Annotated in this window: 14 protein-coding genes; 9 read left to right on the forward strand and 5 right to left on the reverse strand. The window is 73.2% G+C overall.

Annotated elements, in window-relative coordinates:
• Positions 1 to 5: 5 nt before the first annotated feature.
• On the reverse strand, positions 6 to 1,508 hold the full coding sequence (locus tag OG624_RS06520) for an aldehyde dehydrogenase family protein (protein WP_352163230.1): 1,503 nt from the start codon (positions 1,506 to 1,508) through the stop codon (positions 6 to 8).
• Positions 1,509 to 1,884: 376 nt separating this feature from the next.
• Between OG624_RS06520 and OG624_RS06525 the strand changes: the two genes are divergently transcribed.
• The 3 genes from OG624_RS06525 (at position 1,885) to OG624_RS06535 (ending at position 4,962) form a co-directional block, all read left to right on the forward strand.
• On the forward strand, positions 1,885 to 2,112 hold the full coding sequence (locus OG624_RS06525; protein ID WP_051763826.1) for a hypothetical protein: 228 nt from the start codon (positions 1,885 to 1,887) through the stop codon (positions 2,110 to 2,112).
• Positions 2,113 to 2,177: 65 nt separating this feature from the next.
• On the forward strand, positions 2,178 to 3,767 hold the full coding sequence (locus tag OG624_RS06530; protein ID WP_033225500.1) for a protein kinase domain-containing protein: 1,590 nt from the start codon (positions 2,178 to 2,180) through the stop codon (positions 3,765 to 3,767).
• A gap of 4 nt (positions 3,768 to 3,771) precedes the next feature.
• The gene (locus OG624_RS06535; RefSeq protein ID WP_033225501.1) at positions 3,772 to 4,962 is read left to right on the forward strand and encodes a lanthionine synthetase C family protein; all 1,191 of its coding nucleotides are present in this window, start codon (positions 3,772 to 3,774) and stop codon (positions 4,960 to 4,962) included.
• A gap of 12 nt (positions 4,963 to 4,974) precedes the next feature.
• Here OG624_RS06535 and OG624_RS06540 read toward each other — a convergent pair whose 3' ends face one another.
• A complete protein-coding gene (locus tag OG624_RS06540) occupies positions 4,975 to 6,009 on the reverse strand; it encodes a DUF6745 domain-containing protein (protein ID WP_033225502.1) in 1,035 nt (344 codons plus the stop codon).
• Between the two features lie 49 nt (positions 6,010 to 6,058).
• Positions 6,059 to 6,385: a hypothetical protein gene (locus OG624_RS06545; RefSeq protein ID WP_030719436.1), complete on the reverse strand. Its 327-nt coding sequence runs from the start codon at positions 6,383 to 6,385 to the stop codon at positions 6,059 to 6,061.
• 207 nt (positions 6,386 to 6,592) lie between these two features.
• On the opposite strand from OG624_RS06545, the gene OG624_RS06550 reads away from it, so the two are divergent.
• From OG624_RS06550 to OG624_RS06575, 6 genes are all read left to right on the forward strand, one after another.
• Complete coding sequence (locus tag OG624_RS06550; protein WP_371587356.1) at positions 6,593 to 7,552, forward strand: STM4015 family protein; 960 nt, start codon at positions 6,593 to 6,595, stop codon at positions 7,550 to 7,552.
• 13 nt (positions 7,553 to 7,565) lie between these two features.
• Entirely contained in the window at positions 7,566 to 8,690 is a 1,125-nt protein-coding gene (locus tag OG624_RS06555) for an STM4014 family protein (protein ID WP_371587357.1), read from the forward strand.
• A 25-nt stretch (positions 8,691 to 8,715) separates the two neighbouring features.
• Positions 8,716 to 9,522 carry an STM4013/SEN3800 family hydrolase gene (locus OG624_RS06560; RefSeq protein ID WP_033225506.1) on the forward strand — a complete coding sequence of 269 codons (807 nt, stop codon included), beginning with the start codon at positions 8,716 to 8,718 and terminating at the stop codon, positions 9,520 to 9,522.
• Positions 9,519 to 10,895, forward strand: a complete 1,377-nt coding sequence (locus OG624_RS06565; protein ID WP_051763827.1) for an STM4012 family radical SAM protein — start codon at positions 9,519 to 9,521, stop codon at positions 10,893 to 10,895. The genes OG624_RS06560 and OG624_RS06565 overlap by 4 nt, the downstream gene beginning before the upstream one ends.
• 5 nt (positions 10,896 to 10,900) lie before the next feature.
• Positions 10,901 to 11,791 carry an STM4011 family radical SAM protein gene (locus OG624_RS06570; RefSeq protein WP_033225507.1) on the forward strand — a complete coding sequence of 297 codons (891 nt, stop codon included), beginning with the start codon at positions 10,901 to 10,903 and terminating at the stop codon, positions 11,789 to 11,791.
• Between the two features lie 124 nt (positions 11,792 to 11,915).
• Positions 11,916 to 13,007, forward strand: coding sequence for an alpha/beta fold hydrolase (locus OG624_RS06575; RefSeq protein ID WP_033225508.1), 1,092 nt, complete (start codon positions 11,916 to 11,918; stop codon positions 13,005 to 13,007).
• Positions 13,008 to 13,068: 61 nt separating this feature from the next.
• On the opposite strand, the gene OG624_RS06580 is transcribed toward OG624_RS06575, so the two are convergent.
• Together OG624_RS06580 and OG624_RS06585 are read right to left on the reverse strand one after the other, a co-directional pair.
• Complete coding sequence (locus tag OG624_RS06580) at positions 13,069 to 14,769, reverse strand: ABC transporter ATP-binding protein (RefSeq protein ID WP_033225531.1); 1,701 nt, start codon at positions 14,767 to 14,769, stop codon at positions 13,069 to 13,071.
• Positions 14,756 to 25,759 carry an amino acid adenylation domain-containing protein gene (locus tag OG624_RS06585; RefSeq protein WP_371639216.1) on the reverse strand — a complete coding sequence of 3,668 codons (11,004 nt, stop codon included), beginning with the start codon at positions 25,757 to 25,759 and terminating at the stop codon, positions 14,756 to 14,758. The genes OG624_RS06580 and OG624_RS06585 overlap by 14 nt, the downstream gene beginning before the upstream one ends.
• Positions 25,760 to 25,805 lie beyond the last annotated feature (46 nt).

The following is a 25,805-nucleotide window of genomic DNA, read 5'->3' on the forward strand; positions in this document are numbered from 1 at the left end:
CATGTTCAGCCCTTCGCCGTCGCGCCCGCGAACCAGCGCACGGGGCGCGGGGCGAGGTTCTGGTAGATGTGCTTGGCCTCGCGGTATTCGGCGAAGCCGCCGGGGCCCAGTTCGCGGCCGATGCCGGACTTCCCGAAGCCGCCCCACTCCGCCTGCGGGAGGTAGGGGTGGAAGTCGTTGATCCAGACCGTGCCGTGCCTCAGCAGGCCGGCGACCCGCCGGGCCCGGTGTTCGTCGGAGGTCCAGACCGCTCCGGCGAGGCCGTACTCGGTGTCGTTGGCGAGGGCGACGGCCTCCTCCTCGGTGCGGAAGGTCTCGACGGTGAGGACGGGGCCGAAGACCTCCTCGCGGACCACGCGCATACCGCGGTGGCAGCGGTCGAGGACCGTGGGCCGGAAGAAGTAGCCGGGACCGGCCGGCCTGCCGCCGCCCGCGCGCAGCACCGCGCCCTCGGCGAGGGCGGAGGCCACGTACGCCTCGGTCCGTGCCAGCTGGGCCGCGGAGACCAGCGGACCGCACTCGACGCCCTGGTCGGTTCCGCGTCCCAGTCGGATCAGTTCGGCCCGGCGGGCGAGCTCGGCGACGAACCGGTCGCGCAGCGGTTCCTCGATGATGAGGCGGGAGCCGGCGGAGCAGACCTGGCCGCTGTGGATGAAGGCGGCGTTCAGTGCCTGGTCGACGGCGGTGTCGAAGCCCTCGGGCGTCGAGCACGCGTCGGCGAAGACGACGTTGGGGTTCTTGCCGCCCAGTTCGAGAGCGACCTTCTTCACGCTGTCGGCGGCGGCCCGGGCGACCTTGGTGCCGCTGAGGAGACCGCCCGTGAAGGAGACGAGGTCGACGTCGGGGTGCGCGGCGAGCCGGGCGCCGACCGTGTCGCCGGGACCGGTGACGATGTTGGCCGCACCGAGCGGGAGTCCGGCCTCCAGCAACAGCTCGATCAGCACGACGGTGGTCAGCGGGGTGATCTCACTGGGCTTGATCACGAAGGTGTTGCCGGCCGCGAGGGCGGGAGCGATCTTCCAGCTCGCCTGGAGCAGCGGGTAGTTCCACGGCGTGATCAGCGCGCAGACCCCGACCGGCTCGTGCACGACGACACTGCGGATCTCGGCCGAACCGGCGTCGACGATCCGCCCGCCGTCCTCCTTCTCCACGAGGTCGGCGAAGTAGCGGAAGGCGTCGCGGACGCAGTCGACGTCGACGCGGCCCTCTTCCAGGGTCTTGCCCGCGTCCTGGCTCTCCAAGGCGCCGATCCGCTCCCGGTCGCGCTCCAGCAGATCGGCGACCCGGCGCAGCAGGGCGGCCCGCTCGGCGACGGGCGTACGCGGCCAGGCACCGGCGTCGAAGGCGGCCCGCGCCGCGGCCACGGCGTCGTCGGTGTCCAGGACGCCGCCCTCCGCCACGATCTCGAAGGGGGTCGCGTCGACGGGGTCGATGATCTCGCGCGTGGCCCCGGACAGGGCTGCGCGCCACTCTCCGCCCACGTGGATGGTCTGCTGTGCTGCCGTCACGGTACGTATTGCCTTTCGTTCCTTTGAGTCCCCCTGTCGGTCAGACCGACTTGATCCGGCCGCCTGCCCCGACTCCCGGAACCCATGCGCAATGCCTTGCGGAGAGTGTTCTGGTTCACTCCTGAAAACACCCCAAATGCGGACATGTGGCGCAGATTTTTGGTGTCGCCTGCACGCCGGGCGGCCCGGGGCGGTGGACGTCAGGGACTCACCCGTTCGGCGTACGTCGCCCGTGGCGCGGCGGGGCGGGTGTTTGCGCAGGTCGGGTTCGCCGACGGGTGGGTGCGCCCGGGGTGGGGCGGGTCCGCCCGCGGGCAGCGCCTCGGGGATGCCGTTTACCTGGCAGCACGCTTCCGAACGGACAGAGGAGGAGCTCATGGCCAAGCAGGGCAGGACGAAGACCGCCTCACCCGGAGCGACGAAGGCGAGGGCGAACCTGGAACAGGCCGTCGCCGACGTCGATCGCGTCCTGGGACTGCAGGAGCTGCGGACCGACCGGGGCCCGGACGCCGCGATCGCCGGCTTCCACAGCACCCAATCGGTCGGCTGCAGCACCTACAGCGTGGCCTGCGGCGGCGGTGGCGGCGGAACGGTGCAGATGTGATTCCGGAGACGGAAGGACAGCACATCCGCCGGGGCCGCCGTCGCCGCCCCGGCGGATGAGCACCCGTGGAGCGACAGGCGGCCCTGGCCGCCCACCACCTCTTCGGTCTCGTCGACAACCGTCACTACGAGCCACTGTCCCGCCGAGCCATCACCCCTCAGTACCGCGACGCCCTGCGGCGACTCCTGCCGGACGGCTGGGCCCTGGAGCGCGGTGACGTGTGGCTGCACGCCCGGATGGCGGCGGACGCCGCGGGCGCGGCGCGCGAGACGGGCGAGACGGGCGGTTCTCTGCGGGCGACCCCGCCGCCCACCCAAGGCTTCAAGATCCACGTCTCCTCCGCCCCCGCGCACACCACGCGACTGTTCGACCTCGTCGTGCCGGTATGCGTGGCGAGGGGCGTCGAGTTCAAGGCCGCCGCCGACCCGGTGATGCTGGGCGTGATCAACTCGAAGACCCAGGAACGCGGCTTCGCGGGGAAGTTCATGACGATCTATCCCCCCGACGAGGACGTCTTCGTCGAACTGATCGAGACCCTGCACCGGCGAACGGCCCACGAGGCGGTCGAGGGCCCGTACATCCTGTCGGACCGCCGTTACCGGGACAGCAAGGTCCTCTTCTACCGGTACGGGGGCTTCCAACCACCGCGGCGACTCAACGTCGACGGCACACGGAGCACGTTCCTGGTCTCCCCCGACGGCGCGTACGTCGCCGACGAGCGGCTGCCGTACTTCCGGCTGCCGCCCTGGGTCCGCGACCCGTTCGCCGAAGAACCGGCCGAGGACGCCACGGCGCACCCCGCCGAGGAAACGGCCGCCGCCACCATCCTGAACGGCCGCTACCGCATCGAGGGCGCCCTGACCTTCTCCAACGCCGGCGGCGTCTACCACGGCACGGACGACGTCACCCGCGAGCCCGTCGTCGTGAAGGAGGCCCGGCGCCTCACCAACTGCTGGACGACCGGCGAGCACACGGTCGACTCGGTCGACATGCTGCGCCACGAGTACGAGGTGCTGCGCCGGCTGGACGGCCTGGAGTTCGTGCCGCGGCCGGTCGACCTCTTCCAGGAGTGGGAGCACACGTTCCTGGTCGAGGAACGGGTGGAAGGCATCGCGTTCCACGACTTCTGGTCCCGGGACGACGTCATCCTCGCGCCGTACATCCGGCGGGAGGGGCGCGTGGAACGATTCGTCCCCCGATTCCGGGAGATCGCCGGCCGGCTGATCGGGATGATCGAGGAGGTGCACGCGCGCGGAGTGGTCCTCGGCGACCTGTCGCCGAACAACATCCTCATCGACTCCGAGACCCTCCGGATGTGGTTCATCGACTTCGAGAGCGCGGTCCACGAGGACGACGACGCGGCGCTGCTGACCTACGGCACCCGTTGGGGCACCCCCGGATTCCTCCACCCCGACCGTGCCTCCCGCGACAGGCTCCTGCCCTGCGACGACTGGTACGCCGCGGCCATGCTCCTCTACAGCGGCGTCGTACCCGCCACCGCGTTCTTCGCCCTCAACCCCCGTGCGCAGGACCTCTTCCTCGACGAGCTCGTCGCCCTGGGCGTTCCCGCCCAGGTGAGGTCCGTCGTGTCCGGCCTGATCGCCGGCCGGGTGGACGAGGCGCGATCCGTGCTCGCCGACTGGGAGGACGGGTGACGTCATGACACCCCTGACGAGTGACACCCTCGCCGCCGAAGGGGGCGTACCGGCCCACCCGGACGCGGAGGTACGGCGCACCCTCGGCGGCATCGCCGACACCCTGCTCCGCACCTACGACGGCCGCCGCACCGACCGGCTCTGGCCCGCCGACTACACGGTGTTCACGACGAACCCGCTCAGCGTGGCCTACGGCGCCTGCGGGCCGGCCCTGTTGCTCCGTACGGTGACGAGCACCCAGGGGCCCGCGGCCGGCCTGCCCGCCGAGGTGGCCTCCTGGATGCTGGGGCAGCCCCTCGGGACGGACACCTACCCACCCGGGCTGTACGTCGGGCTGGCCGGCATCGCCTGGGCCTTCCACGATCTCGGCTGGGAGGACAGGGCCGAGGCCGCGATGGCGATGCTCTACGCATCGCCGCTGCTGTACGACGAACCGGGCATGTTCCTCGGCGTCGCCGGGTGGGGTCTGGCCTCCTTGCGCTTCCACGCGCGGACCGGGAAGCAGCTCTACCTCGACCGCGCCGTGCAGGCGGGCGAAGACCTGCTCAGGACCGCGCAGCACGAGGGCGACACCTGCTACTGGCGGTCCGCCCACGACGCGAGCGTCCACTACGGATACGGGCACGGGGCGAGCGGCATCGCCCTCTTCCTCCTCCACCTGCACCTGCTGACCGGCGACGCCCGCTTCCGGTCGTGCGCCGTCCGCGCCCTGGAGTTCGATCTGGCCCACGCGAGCGAGAGCGGCCTCGGCATGCAGTGGCAGCGGGTACAGGACGACCCCGTCCAGTACCCGTACTGGATCCACGGCGGCGCCGGCGTCGGCAGCGTGCTGATCCGCTTCCACGACCTCCTCGGCATCGAGCGGTACGGCGACCTCGCCCGACGCGTCGCGGACGACACCTTCGTCAAGTACACCTACAGCCCGGGCCTCTTCGAGGGCTTGGCCGGGATCGGGGAGTTCATGCTGGACATGTACTCCGTCACCGGCGAGCGGGAGTACCGGGACAGGGCGCGCGACATCGCCGAGACCGTCCTGTGGTTCCGGGTCGAGAACGAGGACGGCATCGCGTTCCCCGGCCGCTGGCTCAACCGGATCGCCCACGACTACGCGACCGGCTCGGCGGGCATCGGCATGTTCCTGTCCCGGCTCGTGTCCCCGGGCGAACGACCCTTCGTCGACCTCACGCGGCCTTGAACCCGGGCTGCTTCACGTCTGCCGAAGCGGTGCGTACGCCTCGGCCCCGAGGCCGAAGGTCCAGGCCACGCCTTCGCGGGCCGTCCGGGTCGTCGGCGGCACCCGCAGCCAGTAGGTGCGGCTGGTACCGTCCGGCTCCGGTGTCGAGTTGACGACCTCCACCATCACGACGGCCTCGTCGTCCGGCATGGGTATGCGCCACAGGACACCCGTCTCGTCCTGGTGCACGGGAGTCGCCCCCGACTCCCGCAGATAGCGGTCGTACCCGTAGAACTCCAGCATCACCCGGCGCAGTTCGGCATTCTCCTCGGCCCGGATCAGCTCCGGCGTCAACGTCCCCAGGCCCGCCAGGAATTCGGCCGGAACGGGCATGCCCCGCCAGGCGTGCAGCGCGAACCCGTCGGGGAACGCCAGGGCCGGGCCGTCCCCACGGTCCAGCCTGCCCGCCTCGTCGCGGTGCAGCTCCACCGGGCGCTCGCACAGCACGGCCAGCCGTTCGTAGGGCCACCACCAGCCGGCCGAACGGGCGAGGACGCCCAGTCCGTGCAGGGGCGTGCCCTCCCGTGTGTCGAAGGCGCACAGCCAGGCCGCGTCGTGCTGCCCGAGCACCGCGTCCAGGAGCAGCAGGCGCAGCGAGCGCTCCGCGGCCGCGGGGGCGGCGGATCCGGCGGTCAACTCCTCGACGAGACCGCCGCGGACGCGCTCCGCCAGGCGTTCCGTGTGCTCCCACAGGCGGCCGCCCGTCGCTCCCCAGTGTCGGCCCCAGCCCTGCGGGCCGAGCCGCCGCTGCGCCCGGTCCCGCTCGGCCGCCCACGGCGCGGTGCGCACCGACTCCCGTACGCCGCGCCCGCGCGCGGCCGGCCCGTACGGCCCGTCGTCCGCGCCGAGCAGAGCCACCGCGGCCCGGGGCGAGTCCGCCCAGACGATCCGCTCCGGCTCCGCCAGGCCCGCGGCCCGGTACGCGAGGCGCACCCCGGCCTCGGCGGCCACGCGATCGGCCGGCCCGGTGGCCGCCGCGGCGGCCCTCCACACGTCGATGTCCGTCACGTCGCTGTCCCTCGACACGATCCCGATCCCCCCACTGTCCGACACGCTGTCAGTCCGCCACGATCCGTACCGCTCCGGGGATGTACTCCCGCTGACGCACGACCCGGTACCAGCCCTTGGGCAGCGGTATCGCGGCGTGCTCCTCGTGCACCACCCGCCCGCCGTCCGGCAGGTGCAGCAGCAGCGGGCCGAAGACTCCCGGTTCGCGGACGAGCCGGCCCGGCCCGAGCACGGCGTGCGCGTGTCCGGTGACCTCGCCGAGCGCGAGGACCATCCGGCCCCGCGCGTCCCGCGGCTCCTGGTCCGCGTCGGCCGCGTGCGGCGGTACCGCCGACTCGTCGAGCGGCACGATGAGCACGTCCCCCTGCCGGTACATGGGTGTCCCCTTCCCCCGCGCCGCCCGGTGCGCCGCGTTCTTCTCCGAAGGTAGGGGGCCGGTCTGACAACGGCCCCCGGCCGCCCGCACCGGACCCGCACCGGACCCGCGCCCCGGTGCACCGGCCCCTGCCTCGGCCTCTGTCGGTGCCCCTTGGTACAACTTGCAGCACATCGGACGCGACAGGCGAGGAACGGCGGGCACCCCATGAGTTACCCGAGACACCTGAAGGAATCGTGCGGGCTGCCCGTCTTCGACTTCCCGACCCCGGAGGACGCGGACACGACCCCCCTGCCCGCGGCGGACGCCGTCGCGTGGCGGATCTCCTGCGACAGCTACGACAGCGAGGAGAGCTGGACCGAGGCGTTCGCCCGGTTCACCGCCGCGGTCGACACCACCCTGGTCCGCGCGATCGTGGTCGGCTCCTGGGAGGACGCCTACGAGACCGGGCCCGAGGAGATCATCGGCGCCCTCCTCGACGCACGCCCGCGCCTGCCCGCACTGCGGGGCCTGTTCCTCGGGGACATGGAGTCCGAGCAGTGCGAGATCTCGTGGATCAACCAGAGCGACGTCGGTCCGCTGCTCGACGGCTTCCCGGAGCTGGAGGAGTTCGGCGTGCGCGGCGGCTCCGGGCTGGCCTTCCCCGCCGTCACGCACCACAAGCTGCGCGCGCTGACCGTGGAGACCGGCGGCATGCCCGCCGAGGCGGTGCGCGGCGTGGCCGCCAGTGACCTGCCCGCTCTGGAGCACCTCGACCTGTGGCTCGGCACGAGCGGGTACGGCGGGGACGCGGCGATCACCGACGTGGCGCCGGTCCTCGACGGCGACCGCCTGCCGCGCCTGCGCCACCTGGGCCTGCGCAACAGCGACATCCAGGACGAGATCGCCACGGCCGTCGCGTCCGCTCCGGTCGTCGCCCGCCTGGAGACCCTCGACCTGTCCATGGGCGTCCTCACCGAGCAGGGCGGCGCCGCCCTGCTCGGGGGCCAGCCCCTGACGCATCTCAAGAAGCTGGACCTGCACCACAACTACCTCGGCGCGCCGCTGCGCGAGCGCCTCCAGGAGGTTCTCGGCGGCGCCGGCGTCACCCTCGACCTGGACCGCGGCCATGCCGACGAGGACGAGGACGACGGCCGCGTCTGGCGCTACGTCGCCGTCGGCGAGTAGCGCGTCGCGGGCCATGACGTACCACGCACCACCGCCGCGCTGGGCGGTCGTCGGCAATCCGGAGAACCGGCGCGTCGCCCTGTTCTCCGGGGCGCTGCGCGAGGCCGGGCTGCCCGCGCCGCGGGTCGTGCCCTGGACGGACGTCCTGCGCGGCGGCGGCGCGGCCTTCGCCGCCGACGAGATCGTACGGATCGAGTCGCCCGGGGAGAACGCGGAGGTGGACCGGCTCCTGCGCGGCGCCGGCGACCCGACCCGGGTGGAGGGCGGGGCCCGTTGGTACGCCGCCTTCACGGCGGCCGTCCGCACGCTGACCGGCGGCCTGCGTCTCGACGACGCCGACGAGTTGGCCGTCCTCTTCGACAAGCGGCTCTGCCACGAGGCCCTCGCCCGCGCCGGGGTCCCCGTTCCGCGCTCGCCGACCTCCGGCGCCGGCGCTCCGGTGCGCGGCTGGGACGACGTACGGGCCCTGATGGCCGCGCACGGCATGCCGCGGATGTTCCTGAAGCCCGCCCACGGGTCCTCGGCCTCGGGTGTCGTCGCCGTCGAGACGGCCGGCGGCGGCCGGATCCGGGCCACCACGTCCGTGGAGAGCGCGCAGGACGGCCGGCTGCACAACTCCCTGCGGGTACGGCGCCTGACCCGCGAGCCGGAGGTCGCCGCGCTGGTCGACGCCCTCGCCCCCGACGGACTCCACGTCGAGCGCTGGTGGCCCAAGGCCTCCCTCGGCGACGGGGCGGCCGATCTGCGCGTGGTCGTCGTGGCCGGACGGGCCACCCACGCCGTGGTGCGGACCAGCCGGACCCCCATGACCAACCTCCATCTCGGCGGCCGGCGGGGCGACCTCGCCGCCGCGGTCCGGGCGGCGGGCCCCGCCTGGGCCGAGGCCCTGCGGACCTGCGAGCGCGCCGCGGCCTGCTTCCCCGGCACCCTGTGCGTCGGTGTCGACCTGCTGCCCGCCGTCGGCTGGCGCCGGTTCGCCGTCGCCGAGGTCAATGCCTTCGGCGATCTCCTGCCGGGCCTGACCGGACTGCCCGGCAGCGGCGCCGAGGGCCAGGACACCTACGCCGCGCAAGTGGCCGCCGCCATCCGAAGACACGTACAGCACCACCCCACGAGGAACCACCGTGCACCCGCCTGAGACCCCAGCGCCCCCGCTCCCCGACATGAACGAGGTCGTCGGCCGCGACGACCTGCTCCTGCTCACCCTGGACACCCTGCGCCACGACGTCGCCGTCGAACTGGCCGCCGCCGGGCGCATTCCGAACCTGGCCCGACACCTGCCCGGAGGCGTCTGGGAGGAACGGCACGCCCCCGGCAGCTTCACCTACGCCTCCCATCAGGCGATGTTCGCCGGTTTCCTGCCCACCCCGGCCCGGCCCGGTCCGCACCCGCGGCTGTTCGCCGCCCGGTTCGCCGGCAGCGAGACCACCGCCGGCCGCACGTACGTCTTCGACACCCCCGACCTGGTGTCCGGCCTGGCCGCGGCCGGGTACCGCACGGTGTGCGTGGGCGGCGTCGGCTTCTTCAACAAGCAGGGTGCGCTGGGCGACGTCCTGCCCGGCATGTTCCAGGAGAGCCACTGGGAGCCGGCGTTCGGCGTCGCGTCGCCCACCTCCTTCGAAGCCCAGGTCGAGCGGGCCGAACAGGTCGTCGCCGCGCTCCCCGCCCAGCAGCGCCTGTTCCTCTTCGTCAACGCCTCCGCGCTGCACCAGCCCAACTGGTTCCACCTTCCCGGCGCCACCGCCGAAGCCGGTGACACGCGCGCCACGCACGCCGCCGCCCTCGAATACATCGACCGGCACATCGGTCGGCTCCTCACCGCCATGAGCTCCCGCCGCCGCTGCTTCGCCATCGTCTGCTCCGACCACGGCACCACGTACGGCGACGACGGCTACACCGGCCATCGCCTCGCCCACCAGGCCGTCTGGACCGTGCCGTACGCCCACTTCTTCCTGGAGCCGTCCGCATGACCGCCCTCGCGCCCGCCGCCGTGCCCGCCCCGATCCCGGCCGCCGCACCGCCCGAGCTCCGCCCGTACCACGCCTACGTGTACGCCTACCCCCACAAGACCGCCTACCGCCCCCTGCCCGACCGGCCGGCGCTGCGCGACCTGTGGCACGGCGAACGCAAGGACGCCCTCTCGCTCTACCTCCACATACCCTTCTGCGAGATCCGCTGCGGCTTCTGCAACCTCTTCACCCGGATCGGCGCCCCCGACGGGCTCACCGGCCGCTACCTCGACGCCCTGGAGCGCCAGGCCTTGGCCGTCCGCGAGGCCCTCGGCGACGACGGGCCGGTCTCCTTCGCCAACGCGGCCTTCGGCGGCGGGACGCCGACCTTCCTGACGGCGCTCGAACTGGAACGGCTCTGCGACATCGCCGAGCGGCACATGGGCGCCGATCTGCGCGCCGTCCCGCTGTCCGTCGAGACCTCCCCCGCGACCGCCACCGCCGACCGGCTCGCCGTCCTGGCCGAGCGCGGCGCGACCCGTGTCAGCATCGGCGTCCAGAGCTTCCTCCCCGACGAGGCCCGGGCCGCCGTACGCCCGCAGCGCCGCGCCGATGTCGAGGCGGCGCTCGGCCGTATCCGCGACGCCCGCGTGCCGGTCCTCAACATCGACCTCATCTACGGCATCGACGGCCAGACGCCCGCCACCTGGCGCACCTCCTTGGACGCCGCCCTGGCCTGGCGCCCCGAGGAGCTGTACCTGTACCCGCTGTACGTGCGCCCCCTCACCGGGCTCGCCCGGCGCACCGCCCTGACCGACCGGGCCTGGGACGAGCAGCGCCTGAACCTCTACCGGCAGGGCCGGGACCACCTCCTCGCGCACGGCTACGAGCAGGTGTCGATGCGCATGTTCCGGCTGGCCGGTACGGCGCCCCAGGGCCCGGACGACCACGCCTGCCAGACCGACGGCATGATCGGCCTGGGCTGCGGGGCCCGTTCCTACACCTCCGCGCTGCACTACTCGTTCGACTACGCCGTCGACATGGGCGAGATCCGCGGGATCATCGACGACTACACCGCAACCGACGACTTCACCCGCGCCGTCCACGGCCGACCCACCAACGGTGACGAGGCGCGCCGCCGCCACCTCCTGCAGTCGCTGCTCCAGGCGCAGGGCATGCCGGTCGCCGACTACCGGGAGCGGTTCGGCGCCGACCCGCACGAGGACTTCCCCACCGAACTGGCCGCGTTCGCCGCCCGCGGCTGGCTCGACGAAGGCGGCGAGGGCCCGCTGCTGCGCCTGTCCCCCGAGGGCCTCGCGCACTCCGACGCGCTCGGCCCCGAGCTGTTCTCACCGGCCGTACGGGCCGCGATGGCCGCCTACGAGGCCAAGTAGCCGCCGTGGACCTGACCCTGCTCTACCGCGGCCCGCTCTCCTCCTGCGACTACGACTGTCCGTACTGTCCCTTCGCCAAGCGGCGCGACACCACCGCCCAGCTGCGCGCCGACCGGGCCGCCCTCGAACGGTTCACCGGCTGGGCGAACTCCCGGGCCGGGGAGGACCGGCTCTCGCTGCTGTTCACCCCGTGGGGCGAGGGGCTCGTCCGCTCCTGGTACCGCCGCGCCCTCGTCGACCTCTCGCACCGGCCCCACGTCGAGCGCGTCGCCATCCAGACCAACCTGAGTTGCCGCACGGACTGGCTCGCGGAGGCCGACCCCGCCACGCTCGCCCTATGGTGCACCTACCATCCGGGGCAGACTCCGTACGACCGCTTCCTGGCCAAGCTGCGCGACCTCGCCGACCGGGGCATCCGCCACAGCGTCGGCATCGTGGGCCTCCCGGAGAATCTGGAGCACGCCCGTCGGCTGCGCGCCGACCTGCCCTCCCACGTCTACCTGTGGGTGAACGCGGCCGACGGCCACACGTACGGTGACGCCGAGGCCGACCTGTGGACCGCCCTCGACCCGCTGTTCCCGTACAGCAGGCACCCGCACCGCTCGGCCGGACTGCCGTGCCGCACGGGCGAGTCGGTGATCTCGGTGGACGGTGACGGCACGGTGCGCCGCTGCCATTTCGTCCGTGCCGAGCTGGGCAATCTGTACGACGGCTCCTACCGGACCGCGCTCGGCCCCCGTCCGTGCCCGCTGACCACCTGCGACTGCCACATCGGCTACGTGCACCTGGAGACGTTGCCGCTCTACGACGTCTTCGCGGGCGGTGTCCTGGAACGCGTACCGGCGGCCCGCACGCCCGTGATCCCCCTGCTCAGGAGACCCCCGGTGGGCGACTGACCCCGTGCCCGCGGGGGCGAGCCCCGGTGGGGACTTCCGTGGCGAAGCCCGGTTTCCCGTCCGGGACCAGCGGAAGGACGATAAAGTTAGGTTCACCTAACTACGCCCCTCACGAGGAGACTTCATGCCCGTGGAGCACGCCTTCGCCGCATTCGGGCTGCCCGGTGAACCAGGTTCCGAGAAGTTCTGGGCGGCGGCGGGGGCTCCCGCGTCGGTGCCCGCCGACGGGGGCGGTTGGGTGACCCTGTTCCTGTGGCGGGGCTCGGCGGCCCGCATCGGTTTCGAGAGCTGGTCGCCGGACGTACCGCTGCGCCGCTGGCACGACACGGACTGCTGGTACGCCGAGGTCAGCATGCCCGCGCGGCTGCGGGTGACCTACCGGTTCCTGGTGGACGGGACCGCGTACGCCGACCCGTTCAACCCGGCCGGGGCGGGCGGTGACCGATCCGTCGCCGCCACCCCGGACGCCCCGGCTCAGCCGCACTGGGCCACCGGCGCGGGCGGCGCCGACGCGGTACTACCCCTTCCGCGGGCCCGGATCCGCTGGGCGAGCGAGCGGCTCGGCGGGCGGCGGACCGTACGGGTCCACCCGGCGGGCGGCGGCGGGCCGGTGGTGCTCCTGCTGGACGGGGACGACTGGCTGTATCTGCACCCGGCGATGACCGCCTTCGACTCCGCCGTCGCGGCCGGCGAGATGCCGCCCGTCACCCTCGTCTTCCTGCCGACGAGGGACCGGGAGGCCGAGTTCGGGTGCCGGCCGGAACTGTGGGAGGCGGTCCGGGACGAACTGCTTCCGCTGGTCGCGGAGTCCGGCGTCCCCGCGGACCGGGACCGTCTCGTGGTCGCGGGGCAGAGCCTCGGCGGGCTCAGCGCCGTGTACGCGGCGCTGGAGTTCCCCGACCTGGTGTCCCGGGTCGCCTGCCAGTCGGCGTCGCTGTGGTGGACACCCGAGGCCGTGAAGGCGGTGGACCCGTTGGGCGGTCCGGTCGGCGGCTCCGTCGCCGCACGGCTACGGGAGCGCCCGGACCTGTCCGGCCTGCGGATCGCCTTCGACGTGGGGGAACACGAGACGCGGATGCTGCCCCACTGCGCGCTGGTCGAGTCCCTGACCGAGCGGGCCGGAGCGACCGTGCGGACCTCCCGGTCGGCGTCCGCCCACGACCGTGCGGGCTGGCGCCAGGCCCTGCTCCGGGATGTGGCCTGGGCCCTCGGCTGAGCACGGTCAGGGCGGATCGAGGGGCGGCTCGACAGGCGGATCGAGGGGGCGGATCACGGCGTCAACGGGCCACCGCCAGGCAGTACTCCTCGTCCCCGGCGAGGAGGTTGCGGTGGGTGTCCTCCGCCGTGATGACCCCGTCGTCCAGGACGAGTACCCGATCGGCGGCGTCCAGGAGCGCCGGGCTGCTGGTGATCACGACGGTGGTACGGCCACGGCGCAGCTTCGCGACGTTGCGGGCGATGAGCTGCTCGGTGACCGCGTCGACGGCCGTGGTCGGGTCGTGCAGGACGAGGATGTCGGAGTCGGCGGCCAGGGCGCGGGCCAGGGAGAGCCGTTGGCGCTGTCCGCCGGAAAGGTTGGCACCGCGGTCGCGGACACCGTGGTCGAGTCCTTCGCGGTGCAGGGCGACGACGTCGGTCAGCATGGACGCCTCGACGGCCGCGTCGACCGTGCGGCTGGTGCCCGAGGGGTCGATGTTGGTGCGGAGGGTGCCCGCGAAGATCTCCCCGTCGTACGGGTTCACCAGCAGGTGCTCGCGGACCGCCTCGATGGACAGGGCGGCGAGCTCCTCCCCGCCGACCCGCACGGCTCCCTCGTACGCGTGCGGCGGGACCTGCACGGCCAGGATCGCGGCGAGGTCGGCGGCCGCGCGCGGCTGGTAGGCGGCGATCGCCACGAACTCGCCCGCCGGCACCTGGAACTTCAGGTCGCGCAGGGCCCCGTACCGGACGCAGTCGATCTCCAGGCCCCCGCCGGGTGCCGGTCGCTCCGTCCCGTGGGTCGCCACCGGGGGCGCGACCAGGACCAGTGCCATCCGTTCGGCGGACGCGCGGGCCATCATCACGTACTTGGGCATGTCCGAGAACAGCTTCAGCGGTTCCATGATGAATTGGGCGAGCCCCACCGCCATGACGAGTTCCCCGACGGTGATGTCGCCGTTGAAGGCGAGCCCGCCCGCCGTCAGGGTCACGCCGACGGCGAGCACCGCGTTGAGGGCCGCCGCGGTGCCCGCGTAGGCGCCGTTGACCCCGGCCACGGTGATCGCCTGGCTCTTGGCCTCCGTGCTGACCTTGCGGTAGGAGCGGAAGGCCGCGTGGTTGCCGCCGAAGCCGTGCAGCGGGCGCAGGCCGGTGATCAGGTCGGCCACCTTCGCGCCCGCCCTGGCCACCCGGGCCTGCTGTTCGCGGGTACTGGAGCCGATCCGCTTGGACATCACGCTCAGGATGGACAGGATCAGGGCGGTGCCCACGATCACCAGCAGGCCGAGCCGGATGTCGGCCAGCCCGAGCGCGACCGCCGCGACCAGCACCGCGACGAGTGAGCTGATCAGCAGCGGCACCACCTCGATGATGTCGGCCGTCTGGTCGGCGTCCTCCGTGGCGATGGTCAGCACCTCGCCGGACTTGAGTCCGGCGTCCCGGGCGACCGGCTCCAGCCCGCAGTCCGCGACCCGCACCCGCCAGCGGTGCGCCTCGGTCGTGTTGGCCTTCTGCAGGATGCGCATGCCGAACCGCCACGACAGCGACACCGTCGTGATGATCACGGCCAGGGAGCCGATCGACAGGGCGAGCGCACCGGGGCTGCGGTCCTGCATCGTGTGCTCGACGATCAGGCCGAGCGCGATGGGGAAGGCGGTCTCACCGGCCTGGTACAGGCCCATGAGGATCGTGCCCCAGGTCATGGCGCCGATGTTGCGGCGCAGGGCCGTCCGAAGGATGTCGGACCCCGGTCGGGGCCGCTGTGCGTCAGGAGTTTTCATCGAGGTGGCGGGCAATCATCTCAGGGGTTCGCAGGGTGAACAGATCACGGATCGTGATCACAGGACCGTACTCCCGGCGGAGGAGGCCGATCAGCCGCACCGCCAGCATGGAGTGCCCTCCCAGGGACACGAAATCGCTCAACGCGCTCACCTCGTCGTCGTCCAGGTCGAGTGCTTCGGCGAAGAACTCGCACACGACGGTCTCGGTCCCGGTCTCCGGTCCGCGCTCCCCCGCCGTGGTCAGCGTGCCCAGTGGCCGGGCCTCCGGCAACGCCTTGGTGTCCGCCTTTCCGTTGACGGTCAGCGGGATGCGGTCGACCTGGGCGTAGTGCGTCGGGCGCAGGAAGTCCGGCAGGGCCGCGCCCACCTCGGCGGCGACCGTCGCCAGATCGCCGCCGTCCGGGCCGTCGAGCACGAGGTAGGCGGCCAGTCGGTACGCGCCGTCGACCTGCGGGTCGGGCTGGGCGACCGCGGCGGCGAACCGGACCGCCGGGTGCGCGGCGAACGCGGCCTCGACCTCGCCCGGTTCCACGCGGTGGCCGCGGATCTTGACCTGCTGGTCGGTGCGGCCCAGGTACATCAGGTTCCCGTCGGGCCGCCGGGCGACCAGGTCCCCGGTGCGGTACATGCGTTCGCCGGGTGCGCCGAACGGGCAGGCGACGAAGCGGTCCGCGGTCTGGGCGGGCTGCCCGAGGTAGCCGCGCGCGATGCCGATGCCGGCCACGTACAGCTCGCCGGGGACTCCGTCGGGCAGCGGCCGCAGCCACGGGTCCAGGACGTACACGTCCGTGTTGTCGATGGCCACGCCCACCACCGGGTCCTGGCATTCGAAGGTGCCGACGCCCAGGGTGTTGATGGTGTACTCGGTGGGTCCGTACAGGTTGTAGCCGGCCGTTCCCTCGGTCTCGGCGAGCCGCTGCCACAGGGCCGGGGTGACGGCCTCGCCGCCCAGCAGCACCAGCGCCGGCCGCCGCTCGGGGTGGTCGAGCAGGCCCTCGGCCACCAGCTGCTGCGCGTAGGTCGGCGTCACGTTGATGACGTCGATCCCGTGCTCCAGGCAGTACTCGACCAGCCGGGGGGCGTCGCGGCGCAGTTCCTCGTCGCAGATGTGCACCTCGTGGCCGTCGGCGAGCCAGAGCAGTTCCTCCCACGACATGTCGAAGGCGAAGGACACGGTGTGCGCGATCCGGAAGACGCGGTGGTCGTGCTCGGCCAACACCGGTTCGAAGATCCGGCGCTGGTGGTTGATCAGCATGTTGGTGAGCCCGGCGTACTCGGTCACCACACCCTTCGGCCGGCCGGTGGAGCCGGAGGTGTAGATCGTGTACGCGGGGTGGCGCAGGCGGTCCGGGTCGTCGGGGGCGAAGGTGACGAACGGCTCGGCCTCGGGGAGGGGCCGGTCCAGTTCGACGAGGTCGCCGGTCAGCCGGGGCGACACGGCGCTCACGGTCAGGGTCACGTCCGGGCGGGCGTCCGCGACGATGGCGGCGATCCGCTCGTCCGGGTGGTCCAGCTCCAGCGGCACGTACGCGGCGCCCACGCGCAGGACGGCGAACAGCGCGACGATCGAGTCGAGGGACCGCGGGATGGCGAGGGCCACCGTCGTCTCGGGTCCGACGCCGCGTGCGGCGAGCACGCCCGCGAGCGCGCGGCTGCGGTCGCGGAGCAGGCCGAAGGTCATGGTCCGGCCGTGGGCGACGAGCGCGACCCGCTCGGGATCACGGTCGGCCGCCCGGTCGAACCGGTCGACGACGGTGTCCGTGCCGACCTCCGTGCGGGCGGCGGGCTCCGGCGCCGACGCCGCGCCGGGCAGCGCGCCCACCGGCCCGGTGGAGCGGGCCAGGTCCGCGAGCACCCGCAGGTAGTCGTCGAGGAGCGCGCGGGCGGCCTCGGTGTCGTGGTCGCGGTACTCCAGCTTGACGGTGAGCCGGTCGCCGGGGGTGACGACCCAGGTGAACGGGTAGTGCGTGGAGTCGTCCGCCCGTACCGCGGTGATGCCGTGCCGGGTGTTCATCGCGGCGAACGCGTCCATGTCGAGGAAGTTCTGGAGCACGAACAGGTTGTCGAAGAGGGTGTCGTGGCCGCCGGCCCGTTGGATCTCGCCGAGTCCCAGGTGCTCGTGCTCCATCGCCTCGACCCGGGCCGCCTGCACGGCCGTCAGGTAGTCCCGGACGGTGTCGTCCGGGCGGGCCCGCGTCCACATGGGCACGGTGTTGAGCAGGACGCCGACGACCTCGGAGAGGTTCTCGCCCTCGCGGCCGGAGACGGTCACGCCGAACACGGCGTCGGCGCGGCCCGTGCGGGCGCCGAGCAGGAGGCCGAACGCGCCGGTCAGGACGGAGTTGAGGGTGACGCCGTGGGTGCGGGCGAGGTCCCGCAGCAGCTGCGACTCCTCGGCGGCGAGGGTGTGGACGAGGGTTCGGGGCAGGGCGTCGACCAGGGTCGGTGTCGGGCCGGCGAGCAGCGTCGGGCCGGGGAGTCCGGTCAGGTGCTGGGCCCAGAAACGTTCCGAGACGGCCGGGTCCTTGGCGGCGAGCGCCCGGGCGTAGTCCTCGAAGCCGGGCGTCGCCGGGGTCGCGGGTGTCGACCGGCCCGCGACGGCGGCCTCGTAGGCGTCGAACAGGTCGCGCAGCACGATCTCGCGGGACCAGCCGTCCCACAGCAGCAGGTGGTAGCTCAGCAGCAGGCCGTCGCGGTCGCCGGGCAGCCGTACCACGGTCAGGCGGATCAGCGGCGGCTCGCCGGGGTCGAATCCGGTGTCGCGGTCGCGGGCGAGCAGGGCGTCGACCTCGGCGTCCGTCGCGAGGTCGACCGTACGGACGGCGACGCGCCGGCCCGCGCCGAGGACCTGGACGGCCGTGCCGTCGTCGTCGGTGGTGAAGCCGGCGCCGACGACCGGGTGCCGGGCGATCACCCAGGCCATGGCCTCGGCCAGCGCATCGGTGTCCAGGCGCCGGTCGAAGGTGAACCAGCTCTGCGCGACGTAGTGTCCGGCCGGACCGGCCAGCTGCGCCTGGAAGAACAGGCCGCGCTGGAGCGGGGTGACCGGCGCGGTGCGCTCGGCGGTCGTGGCGGCCACCGCGATGTGCTCCAGGGCGGCGAGCCAATGGTCGGTGATCTCGTCGGGTATGCCCTCGGCGAGGGTGAAGACCGCATGCAGGCTTCCGGTGGCCGCGTCGGTCCAGGCGTTGACCTCGACGGCGTACGGGTGGCCCTCGTCGACGCCCGTGAGGTGGAGGGCCTGTGACTCGTTCCCCCGGCCGAGGTAGTTGAACAGCACCTGTGGGCGGGCGGTCAGCAGCGGGGCCGTCTGCGGGTTGAGGTACCGCAGGCCGCCGTACGCGACGTGCGCGCGCTCGTCCGGCCGGCGTGCGGCGACCTCGCGGGCCGCGGCGACGGGGTCGGTGTGCGCCGTGAGCCGCACCGGGGCGATGGCGGTGAACCAGCCGACCGTACGGGTGTAGTCGTGGTGCGGCGAGGCCGGGACCCGGCCGTGCCGCTCCACCTCGATCGCGAGATCGGTGGGCGCGGCCTGGACGTGGGTCAGCGCGGTGCGCAGCGCGCCGCACAGCAGCTCGGTGGGGTCGACGCCGAGTGCGGCGGGCGCGGTGCGCGTCACGTGGTCGGCGGCCTCGGGTGCGAGGACGACCGTGGCCGTGCGCGGCCGTTCGGCCACGGGCAACAGCGGCGGCGCCTGGAGGGTGCTGATCCAGTGCCCGAGGTCGTCGGTCTCGTGGGCGGAGGTGTCGGCCAGGGCCCGCGCGTAGGCGGCGTAGGAGGTGGTGGGCGGGGCGAGCGGAGTTCCGCGCAGGGCGGCGGCGAGGTCGTCCAGCAGGATCAGCCAGGAGACGGCGTCGACGGCGAGGTGGTGCACGGTGACCACGAGGGTCCGGGTCGCCTCCAGCCAGGAGAAGGCGATGACCTCCCCGGACTCGGGGTCGAGCCGTCCGGCGGCCTCGTCCGCGGCGGCCGTCGCGTCGGGCGCGGCGCTGCGGACGACGGTGGTGGCGGGGGCGGGTTCGGTGCGCAGGGCCCACACGCCGTGCTCGGTACGCAGCCGTAGGCGCAGGGCGGGGTGGGCGGCGACGACGGCGTGCGCGGCGCGCTCCACGTCGGCGAGGCCGGTGCCCTCGGGTGCGACCAGGGTCCGGGCCTGGGCGAACCGGGCGAGGGAGCCGCCCCGTTCGCGTCGGCGCAGGATGATCGGGGTCGGGGTCAGCGGGCCGTCCTCGACGGGGTCGGGTGCGGTGGGCGCCGTGGCGGGCGGGGTGCTCGTCGCCAGGTGCTCGGCGAGCGCGCGCGGGGTCCTGAGCAGGAACACGTCCCGGGGGGCGATCGTGAGGCCCAGTGACCTGGCCCGGTTGACGACGGTGATGGCGAGGATGCTGTCGCCGCCGGCCCGGAAGAAGTCGCTGTCGCCGTCGACGGCGGTGCCGGGCAGGGTCTCGGTGAAGATGTCGACCAGTGCGGTGAGCGCGGGGCCGGTCGCGGCCACCGGGACTGCGTGCGGTACGGGGTGCGACGCGGCGCGGGCGGTCAGGGCCGCGCGGTCCAGTTTGCCGTTGACGGTCAGCGGCAGGGCGTCGATGGGCAGGACCAGTGCGGGCACCATGTGGGCGGGCAGTTTCGGGGCCAGCAGTCGGGCGAGGTCGGCGGTGTCGAAGGGGACCTTGCCCACGACGTGCGCCACCAGGTGGTCCGCGCTGTCGGCGACGGTGACGGCCACGTCGACCACACCGTCGAGTTCCCGGATCGCGGACTCCACCTCACCGAGCTCGATGCGGAAGCCCTTGAGCTGTACCTGGTCGTCCGCGCGGCCGGTGAACTCCAGTTCGCCGTCGAGCGTACGGCGGGCGAGATCGCCCGTGTGGTACATCCGGGAGCCGTCGGCCGCGAACGGGTCCGCGACGAACCGGCCCGCGGTGAGGGCCGGTCGGCCGAGGTAGCCGAGGGAGACCTGGTCGCCCGCGACGTAGATGGCGCCCACCCGGCCCGGCGGGACGGGTCGGAGACGGTCGTCGAGCAGGTAGGTGACCAGTCCGGGGATCGGGCCCCCGATCGGGCTGACGTCTTCGCCGGGGCGGAAGTCCTCGTCGGTCAGGACCCGGTGGGTGACGTGCACGGTGGTCTCGGTGATGCCGTACATGTTGACCAGCTCGGGCGAGGTCGTCCCGTGCCGCTCGACCCAGCCGCGCAGCCGCCCCAGGTCCAGCGCCTCGCCCCCGAAGACGACGCGGCGCAGGGCGGTGGCGGGCCGGTCGGCGTGCCGGTCGGCCTCGATGAACTGGTAGAAGGCCGACGGGGTCTGGTTGAGGACGGTCACCCCGTGCTCGCGCACCAGGCGGTGGAAGTCGACGGGCGAGCGGGTCAGTCCGTAGTCCGGCACGAGCAGTTCGGCGCCGTGGGCCAGCGCGCCCCACAGCTCCCACACCGCGAAGTCGAAGGAGTAGGAGTGGAACTGCACCCATACGTCGTGCGGGCCGAAGTCCATGTCCGGCCGCGTGTTCGCGAGCAGGGTCACCACGGCGGAGTGCGGGACGACGACGCCCTTGGGCCTGCCGGTCGACCCGGACGTGTAGATCACGTACGCGGGATCGTGCCAGTCGGCCACGGGCCCGTCGACGTCATCCTGGGCGACCTGGGCGACCTGGGTGACTCGGTCGACCTGGGCGTCCGGTGGCGGCTGCTCCCCTTGTACGAGCACCCGGGCCGGTACGCCCGCCCGGTCCAGGAGCCGCGTGAAGCGGCCTTGGTGCTCCGGGTCCACGAGCACCACCTGCGGGGCCGCGTCGGCGAGGATGTACTCCAGCCGTCCGTCCGGGTGGGCGAGGTCCAGCGGTACGTAGGCACCGCCCGCGGTGACGATCGCGACGAGGGCGACGACCTGTTCGAGGGAGCGCGGGACGGCCACGGCGACCCGCTCGCCCGGCCGGACCCCGGCGGCGCGCAGGGCCCGGGCCAGCTCGTCCTTCGCGGTGGCCAGTTCACCGTAGGTCAGTGATCGGGTGTCGCCGTCGAGGGCGCACCGAGTGACGGCGGTGGCGGCGGGATCGCGGTGCGCGGCAGCGTCGAAGAGCTCGCCCAGCGTCGTCGGGGTGAGCTGTGCGGGGGGCCGGGTGCCCGTGGTGGCCAGGTCGTCGACGAGGTCGTCGGGCCGGGTGAGCAGGCCCGTGAGGGTGCGGGTGAAGGTCGCGAGGACCGTCCGGGCGGTCGACTCCCGCACCAGCGCGCCGTCGTGGATCAGGTTGAAGCGCGGACGGCCGTCGGGCGAGCGCTCGACCACGAGGGTCAACGGGTAGTGCGGGGCGCCCTCGTTGACGATGTCGCCGATGACGAGGGTGTCCTCGGGCCGGCGTAGGGCGGCGACGTCGGTCGCCACGTCGAACACCACCAGGGTGTCGAAGAGCGGGCCGGCGCCGCGCAGCCGGCTGATGCGGGCCAGCGAGACGTGCTGGTGCGCAAGCACCGCGCTCTGGTGGTCCCGTACCGAGGCGAGCAGGTCGCGCGCCGTGGTGGTGGCGGCCCATCGGGCGCGTACGGGGATCGTGTTGATGAACAGGCCCACCATGTCCTCGATGCCGGGCACGTCCGCGGCGCGGCCGGACACCGTGGAGCCGAAGACGACGTCGTCGGCGTGCAGGAGGCCGCCGAGCGTCACCGCCCAAGCGCTGTGCACGGCCACGCTGAGCGGGACGCCTGCGGACCGGGCGGCCTCGTCGATGTCGCCGTCGGGCGAGGTGGCGGTGTCGTCGAACCGGTCGGACGGGGTGTGCCCTTCGGCGACCAGCGAGGGACCGGGCAGTCCGGCGAGCTGTTCGCGCCACACCCGGTCGCTCTCGTCCTCGTCGTGCGCGGCGAGCCGGCGCACGTAGTCTCCGAAGCCGCCGAGCGGGTGGACGGAACCGGGCGCGTGGTATTCGGTCAGCAGCGCCCGGAGCATCGGCGGCACCGACCAGCCGTCGGCGACGATGTGGTGCACGGTCTGCACCAGGACGGCGCGGCCGGGGCCCGTGCGGATCAGGGTGTACCGCATCAGCGGGCCGCGCGCCAGGTCGAACCCGGCGCGGCGGTCGCGTTCGGCGAGTTCGCGGATCTCCTCGTCGGTGATGCCGGGGCGGTCCAGGGTGGTGAAGGGGGCCCGGACCCCGGCCTCCAGGACGGAGACCACACGGCCGTCGGCGAGGGCCGTGAACCGTGCGGCGAGGTTGGGGAAGAGCGTGAGCAGACGGGTGGCGGCCGTCGCGAGCCGGTCGGCGTCCACCTCTCCCTCCAGGGTCAGGAGCTGCTGCTCGACGTAGCTGCCCGTGGAGTCGTCGTCGAAGACCGAGTGGAAGTAGAGACCCTCCTGCAGCGGGGTCAGCGGCAGGACGTCCCGCAGGGTCGGGCCGTCCAGCTCGTCGACGTCGGCCTGGGTGAGCGCCGGCACGGCGAAGTCGACGGGCGAGTGGCCGCCCAGGCCGAGGGAGGCCAGGTCGAGGCCGGCCAGTGCGGCGAGTCCGGCCAGGGCCTCGCGGAAGTATCCGCCGATGGTCTCGATGTCCTGATCGGTGAACATCCCGTCGGGCCAGGAGAGGGTGGTGACCAGTGCGTAGGCAGCGCCGGCCGAGGCGGGTTCGGCGATGGCGTTGAACTCCAGGGCGCGCGGGAGTCGCATGCCGGGGTCGCGCTTCTCACCCAACTGCCCGGTGGTGTGGGCGAGTTCCCAGTCGGCGGCGGATCCGGCGTCGAACCGGCCCAGGTAGTTGAACAGCACCTGGGGCGCGGGTGCGTCGAACGTGGTGTCGGCCAGGTAGCGCAGGGCCCCGTAGGAGAGGCCGTTGCTCGGCACCCGGGCGAGGTCCTCCTTGACCGCCTTGAGCGCGGCGACCAGGTAGGCGGGGGCCGTGAGGTCGGTGGCCGTCCCGGGGTCGACGGTCACCGGGAAGAGGGTGGTGAACCAGCCCACGGTCCGGGAGAGTTCCGGCTCGAAGCCGGCGGAGTCCGCCACATGGCGTCCTTCGCGGCCGTGGCCCTCCAGTTCGATGTGGGCGAACGTCTGGTCCTGGCCGAGGTCACGGCGCCACCGGGCGAGGGTGACGGCGAGGCCGGTCAGCAGCACGTCGTTGACCCCGGCGTGGAACTTCACGGGGATCTCGCCGAGCAGGGCGGCCGTGATCTCGGGGCCGATCGCGAGGGTCGTCGTGCGTTCCCGGGCGACGGTGTCGGTCGGGGCCGGCGCGCGCCGGCCCAGCGGGGCGTCCTCCCCCGGCAGGGCGCGCCGGAAGTGGGCGCGGTCGGCGTCGAACGCCGCGCGCTCCAGCAGCTGCGTCCAGCGCCGGAACGACGTGCCCACCGGGGGCAGGTCGATCGGTGCGCCCGAGACGTGCCAGCGCCAGGCCGTGGAGAGGTCCTCCATCAGGATGCGCCAGGACACGCCGTCGATCACCACGTGGTGCGCGACCAGGACCAGTTGGCGCGCCGCGCGGCGCCAGACGGCGCGCAGCATCACGCCGTTCTCCGGGTCGAGCCCGGCGGTGGCGAGCGCGACGCACGCGTCGAGCGGCCGGTCGCTCTCCTGCCATCCGGCCGTGGCGCGGTCCGGCTCCGGGATCTCGAAGCTCCAGCGCTCGCCGCGGACCAGCCTGGCGCGCAGCATGTCGTGCCGTGCGACGACGGCGGTGAGGACGGCGTCGAGGGCGTCGGGCGTCAGGTTCGCCGGGGTGTTCAGCACCACCGACTGCACGAAACCGTCGACGGCGTCCGTGGTCTCGCCGAGCCACTGCACGATCGGCGATCCGACGACGGTACCGGCGGCGACGTCGCCGTGGTCCACGGCGGCTGCCTCGCGGTCGGCGACGGCCGCCAGCGCGCCCACGACGCCGTGGGTGAAGATCTGGCGGGCGGTGACGTGGAGGCCCGCTGCGCGCAGGGCGCTCAGCAGGGAGATCGCCAGGATGCTGTCTCCACCGAGCTGGAAGAAGTCCTGGTCGACGCCGACCGCTTCGCGCCGCAGCACGGTGGCGACCGCCGCGCACACCAGGCGCTCGTTCTCGGTGACGGGCGGGGCGAGGGCGCCCGCTCCGGTCGCGGGCTCCGGCAGGGCGCCCCGGTCGAGCTTGCCGTTCGCGGTGAGCGGGAACTCCTTCAGCACGACGATGTGGGCGGGCACCATGTACTCCACCATGTGCCCGGTGGCCCATTGCTTGACCTCGTCGGCGCGCAGGCCCTCGCTCCCGGTGGCGGGGATGACGTAGCCGACGAGGTAGGTGCCGCCGGCCGTGTTCTTCTTCGCGACGACGCAGGTGTGCCGCACTCCGGGGTGTTCGGCGAGGCCGACCTCGACGTCCTCGATCTCCAGCCGCATGCCGCGGATCTTGATCTGGTTGTCGGCGCGGCCGAGGAAGTCCAGGGAGCCGTCGGGGGCGAAGCGGGCGAGGTCGCCGGTGCGGTACAGCCGGGATCCGTCCGTGGCGAAGGGGTTGGCGACGAAGCGGGAGGCCGTCAGGCCGGGCGCGCCCACGTATCCGCGCCCCAGCAGGAAGCCTCCGACGTACAGCTCGCCGCCGACCCCGATCGGGACCGGGCGCAGCTCGTCGTCCAGCACGTACAACTGGGTGTTGGGGTTGGCCTTGCCGATCGATGTCGACAGCCGTTCCGCGGTGCCCCGGTAGATCACGTGCGAGACGCCGATGGTCGTCTCGGCCGGGCCGTAGCCGTGGTACATGGGTATGTCGAGCCGGGTGCGGAAGCGTTCGTACAGCTCCGGGGTCAGTACCTCGCCGCCGCACCACACGTGGCGCAGGCTGTCGAGCCGTCCGGAGTCGCCCGCGATCTCCAGCAGGACGTCCAGCATGGACGAGACGAGGTAGGTGAAGGTGACGCGGTGCTCGGCGATCACGCCGAGCAGGTGGTGGGGGTCGCGTTCGCCGCCGGGCCGTAGGACCACGAGCCGGCCGCCGCACACCAGGGGCAGGAAGATCTCGTTGATGGAGATGTCGAAGGACAGCGGTGCCTTGAACAGCGAGGCGTCGTCGGGGCCGAAGCCCAGGATCTCGTCGACCTGCCACAGCAGACGCTCGCTGATGGCCTCGTGGCGGATCATCGCGCCCTTGGGCCGGCCGGTCGAACCGGACGTGAAGATCACATAGGCGAGGGCGTCGCCGGGGACGGTGACCCCGGTCGCCGTGCCGGGGTAGGAGCCGAACCGCCAGTCGGCGAGGTCGACCGGCACGGCGTCCGGTTCGTCCGGGGCGTGCTCGCCCGATGCGTTGAGCTGCAGGACGACGCGTGCGTCGGCGATGACGACGGAGCGGCGGGCGGCGGGCCACTGCGGGTCGAGCGGTACGAACGCGGCGCCTGCCTGGAGCACGCCGAGCAGGCCGATCACCATGGCGGCGGAGCGGTCCAGGGAGATGGCGACGACCTGTTCGGCGGTGATGCCGCGTTCGATCAGGTGGTGGGCCAGCTGGGCGGAGTACTCGGCCGCCTGACGGTAGGTCAGTGAGCGGTGTTCGTCGACGACGGCGACGGCGTCCGGCCGCAGGCGTGCCTGCTCGCGGAACATCTCGACGACGGTCGGGCGGATCCGGTCCGCCGCGGTGTCGTTCCACCGGGCCAGGGTCACGAGCCGCTCCGCGACACCGGACGGGCCGATGGTGGACAGGGGCCGGTCGGGGAAGTCGGCCAGGTCGTCGAGGGCGAGCTGCGCGTCGGCCCGTACGACACCTTCCGGCAGGGCGATGCTGCGGCCGTCCGGGCCGTGCCGGCCCTCGGTCCCGACCTCCCAGCCGGCGGTCGCGGCTCCACCGCTGTCCGCCCAGCCGAGGACGTCGGCGAACAGGGTGCCGGGGGTGAGTTCCAGGCCGTCGGGGCTCCGGCCCGTCGCCCAGTAGGCCAGTCCGATGGCGCACGCCCGGGCGATGGTCGTGTCACCGTAGTCGCCGGCCCGCCGGCGCACGTCGGCCAGGCGGGTGGGTGAAAGCAGCACGAGACGATCGGTCGATTCCGTCATCGGAGGCTCAACGCCCTTTCCAGATCGATATGTCGGCCCAAACGGA

Source organism: Streptomyces virginiae (assembly GCF_041432505.1).
GTDB classification, from domain to species: domain Bacteria; phylum Actinomycetota; class Actinomycetes; order Streptomycetales; family Streptomycetaceae; genus Streptomyces; species Streptomyces virginiae_A.

Bases quoted from the DNA above. Each gene is read 5' to 3' on its own strand.
- OG624_RS06575 (WP_033225508.1), top strand. From the start codon at position 11,916: ATGCCCGTGGAGCACGCCTTCGCCGCATTCGGGCTGCCCGGTGAACCA.
- OG624_RS06585 (WP_371639216.1), bottom strand. From the start codon at position 25,759: ATGACGGAATCGACCGATCGTCTCGTGCTGCTTTCACCCACCCGCCTG.
- OG624_RS06535 (WP_033225501.1), top strand. From the start codon at position 3,772: ATGACACCCCTGACGAGTGACACCCTCGCCGCCGAAGGGGGCGTACCG.
- OG624_RS06560 (WP_033225506.1), top strand. From the start codon at position 8,716: ATGAACGAGGTCGTCGGCCGCGACGACCTGCTCCTGCTCACCCTGGAC.
- OG624_RS06525 (WP_051763826.1), top strand. From the start codon at position 1,885: ATGGCCAAGCAGGGCAGGACGAAGACCGCCTCACCCGGAGCGACGAAG.
- OG624_RS06580 (WP_033225531.1), bottom strand. From the start codon at position 14,769: ATGAAAACTCCTGACGCACAGCGGCCCCGACCGGGGTCCGACATCCTT.
- OG624_RS06550 (WP_371587356.1), top strand. From the start codon at position 6,593: ATGAGTTACCCGAGACACCTGAAGGAATCGTGCGGGCTGCCCGTCTTC.
- OG624_RS06545 (WP_030719436.1), bottom strand. From the start codon at position 6,385: ATGTACCGGCAGGGGGACGTGCTCATCGTGCCGCTCGACGAGTCGGCG.
- OG624_RS06565 (WP_051763827.1), top strand. From the start codon at position 9,519: ATGACCGCCCTCGCGCCCGCCGCCGTGCCCGCCCCGATCCCGGCCGCC.
- OG624_RS06555 (WP_371587357.1), top strand. From the start codon at position 7,566: ATGACGTACCACGCACCACCGCCGCGCTGGGCGGTCGTCGGCAATCCG.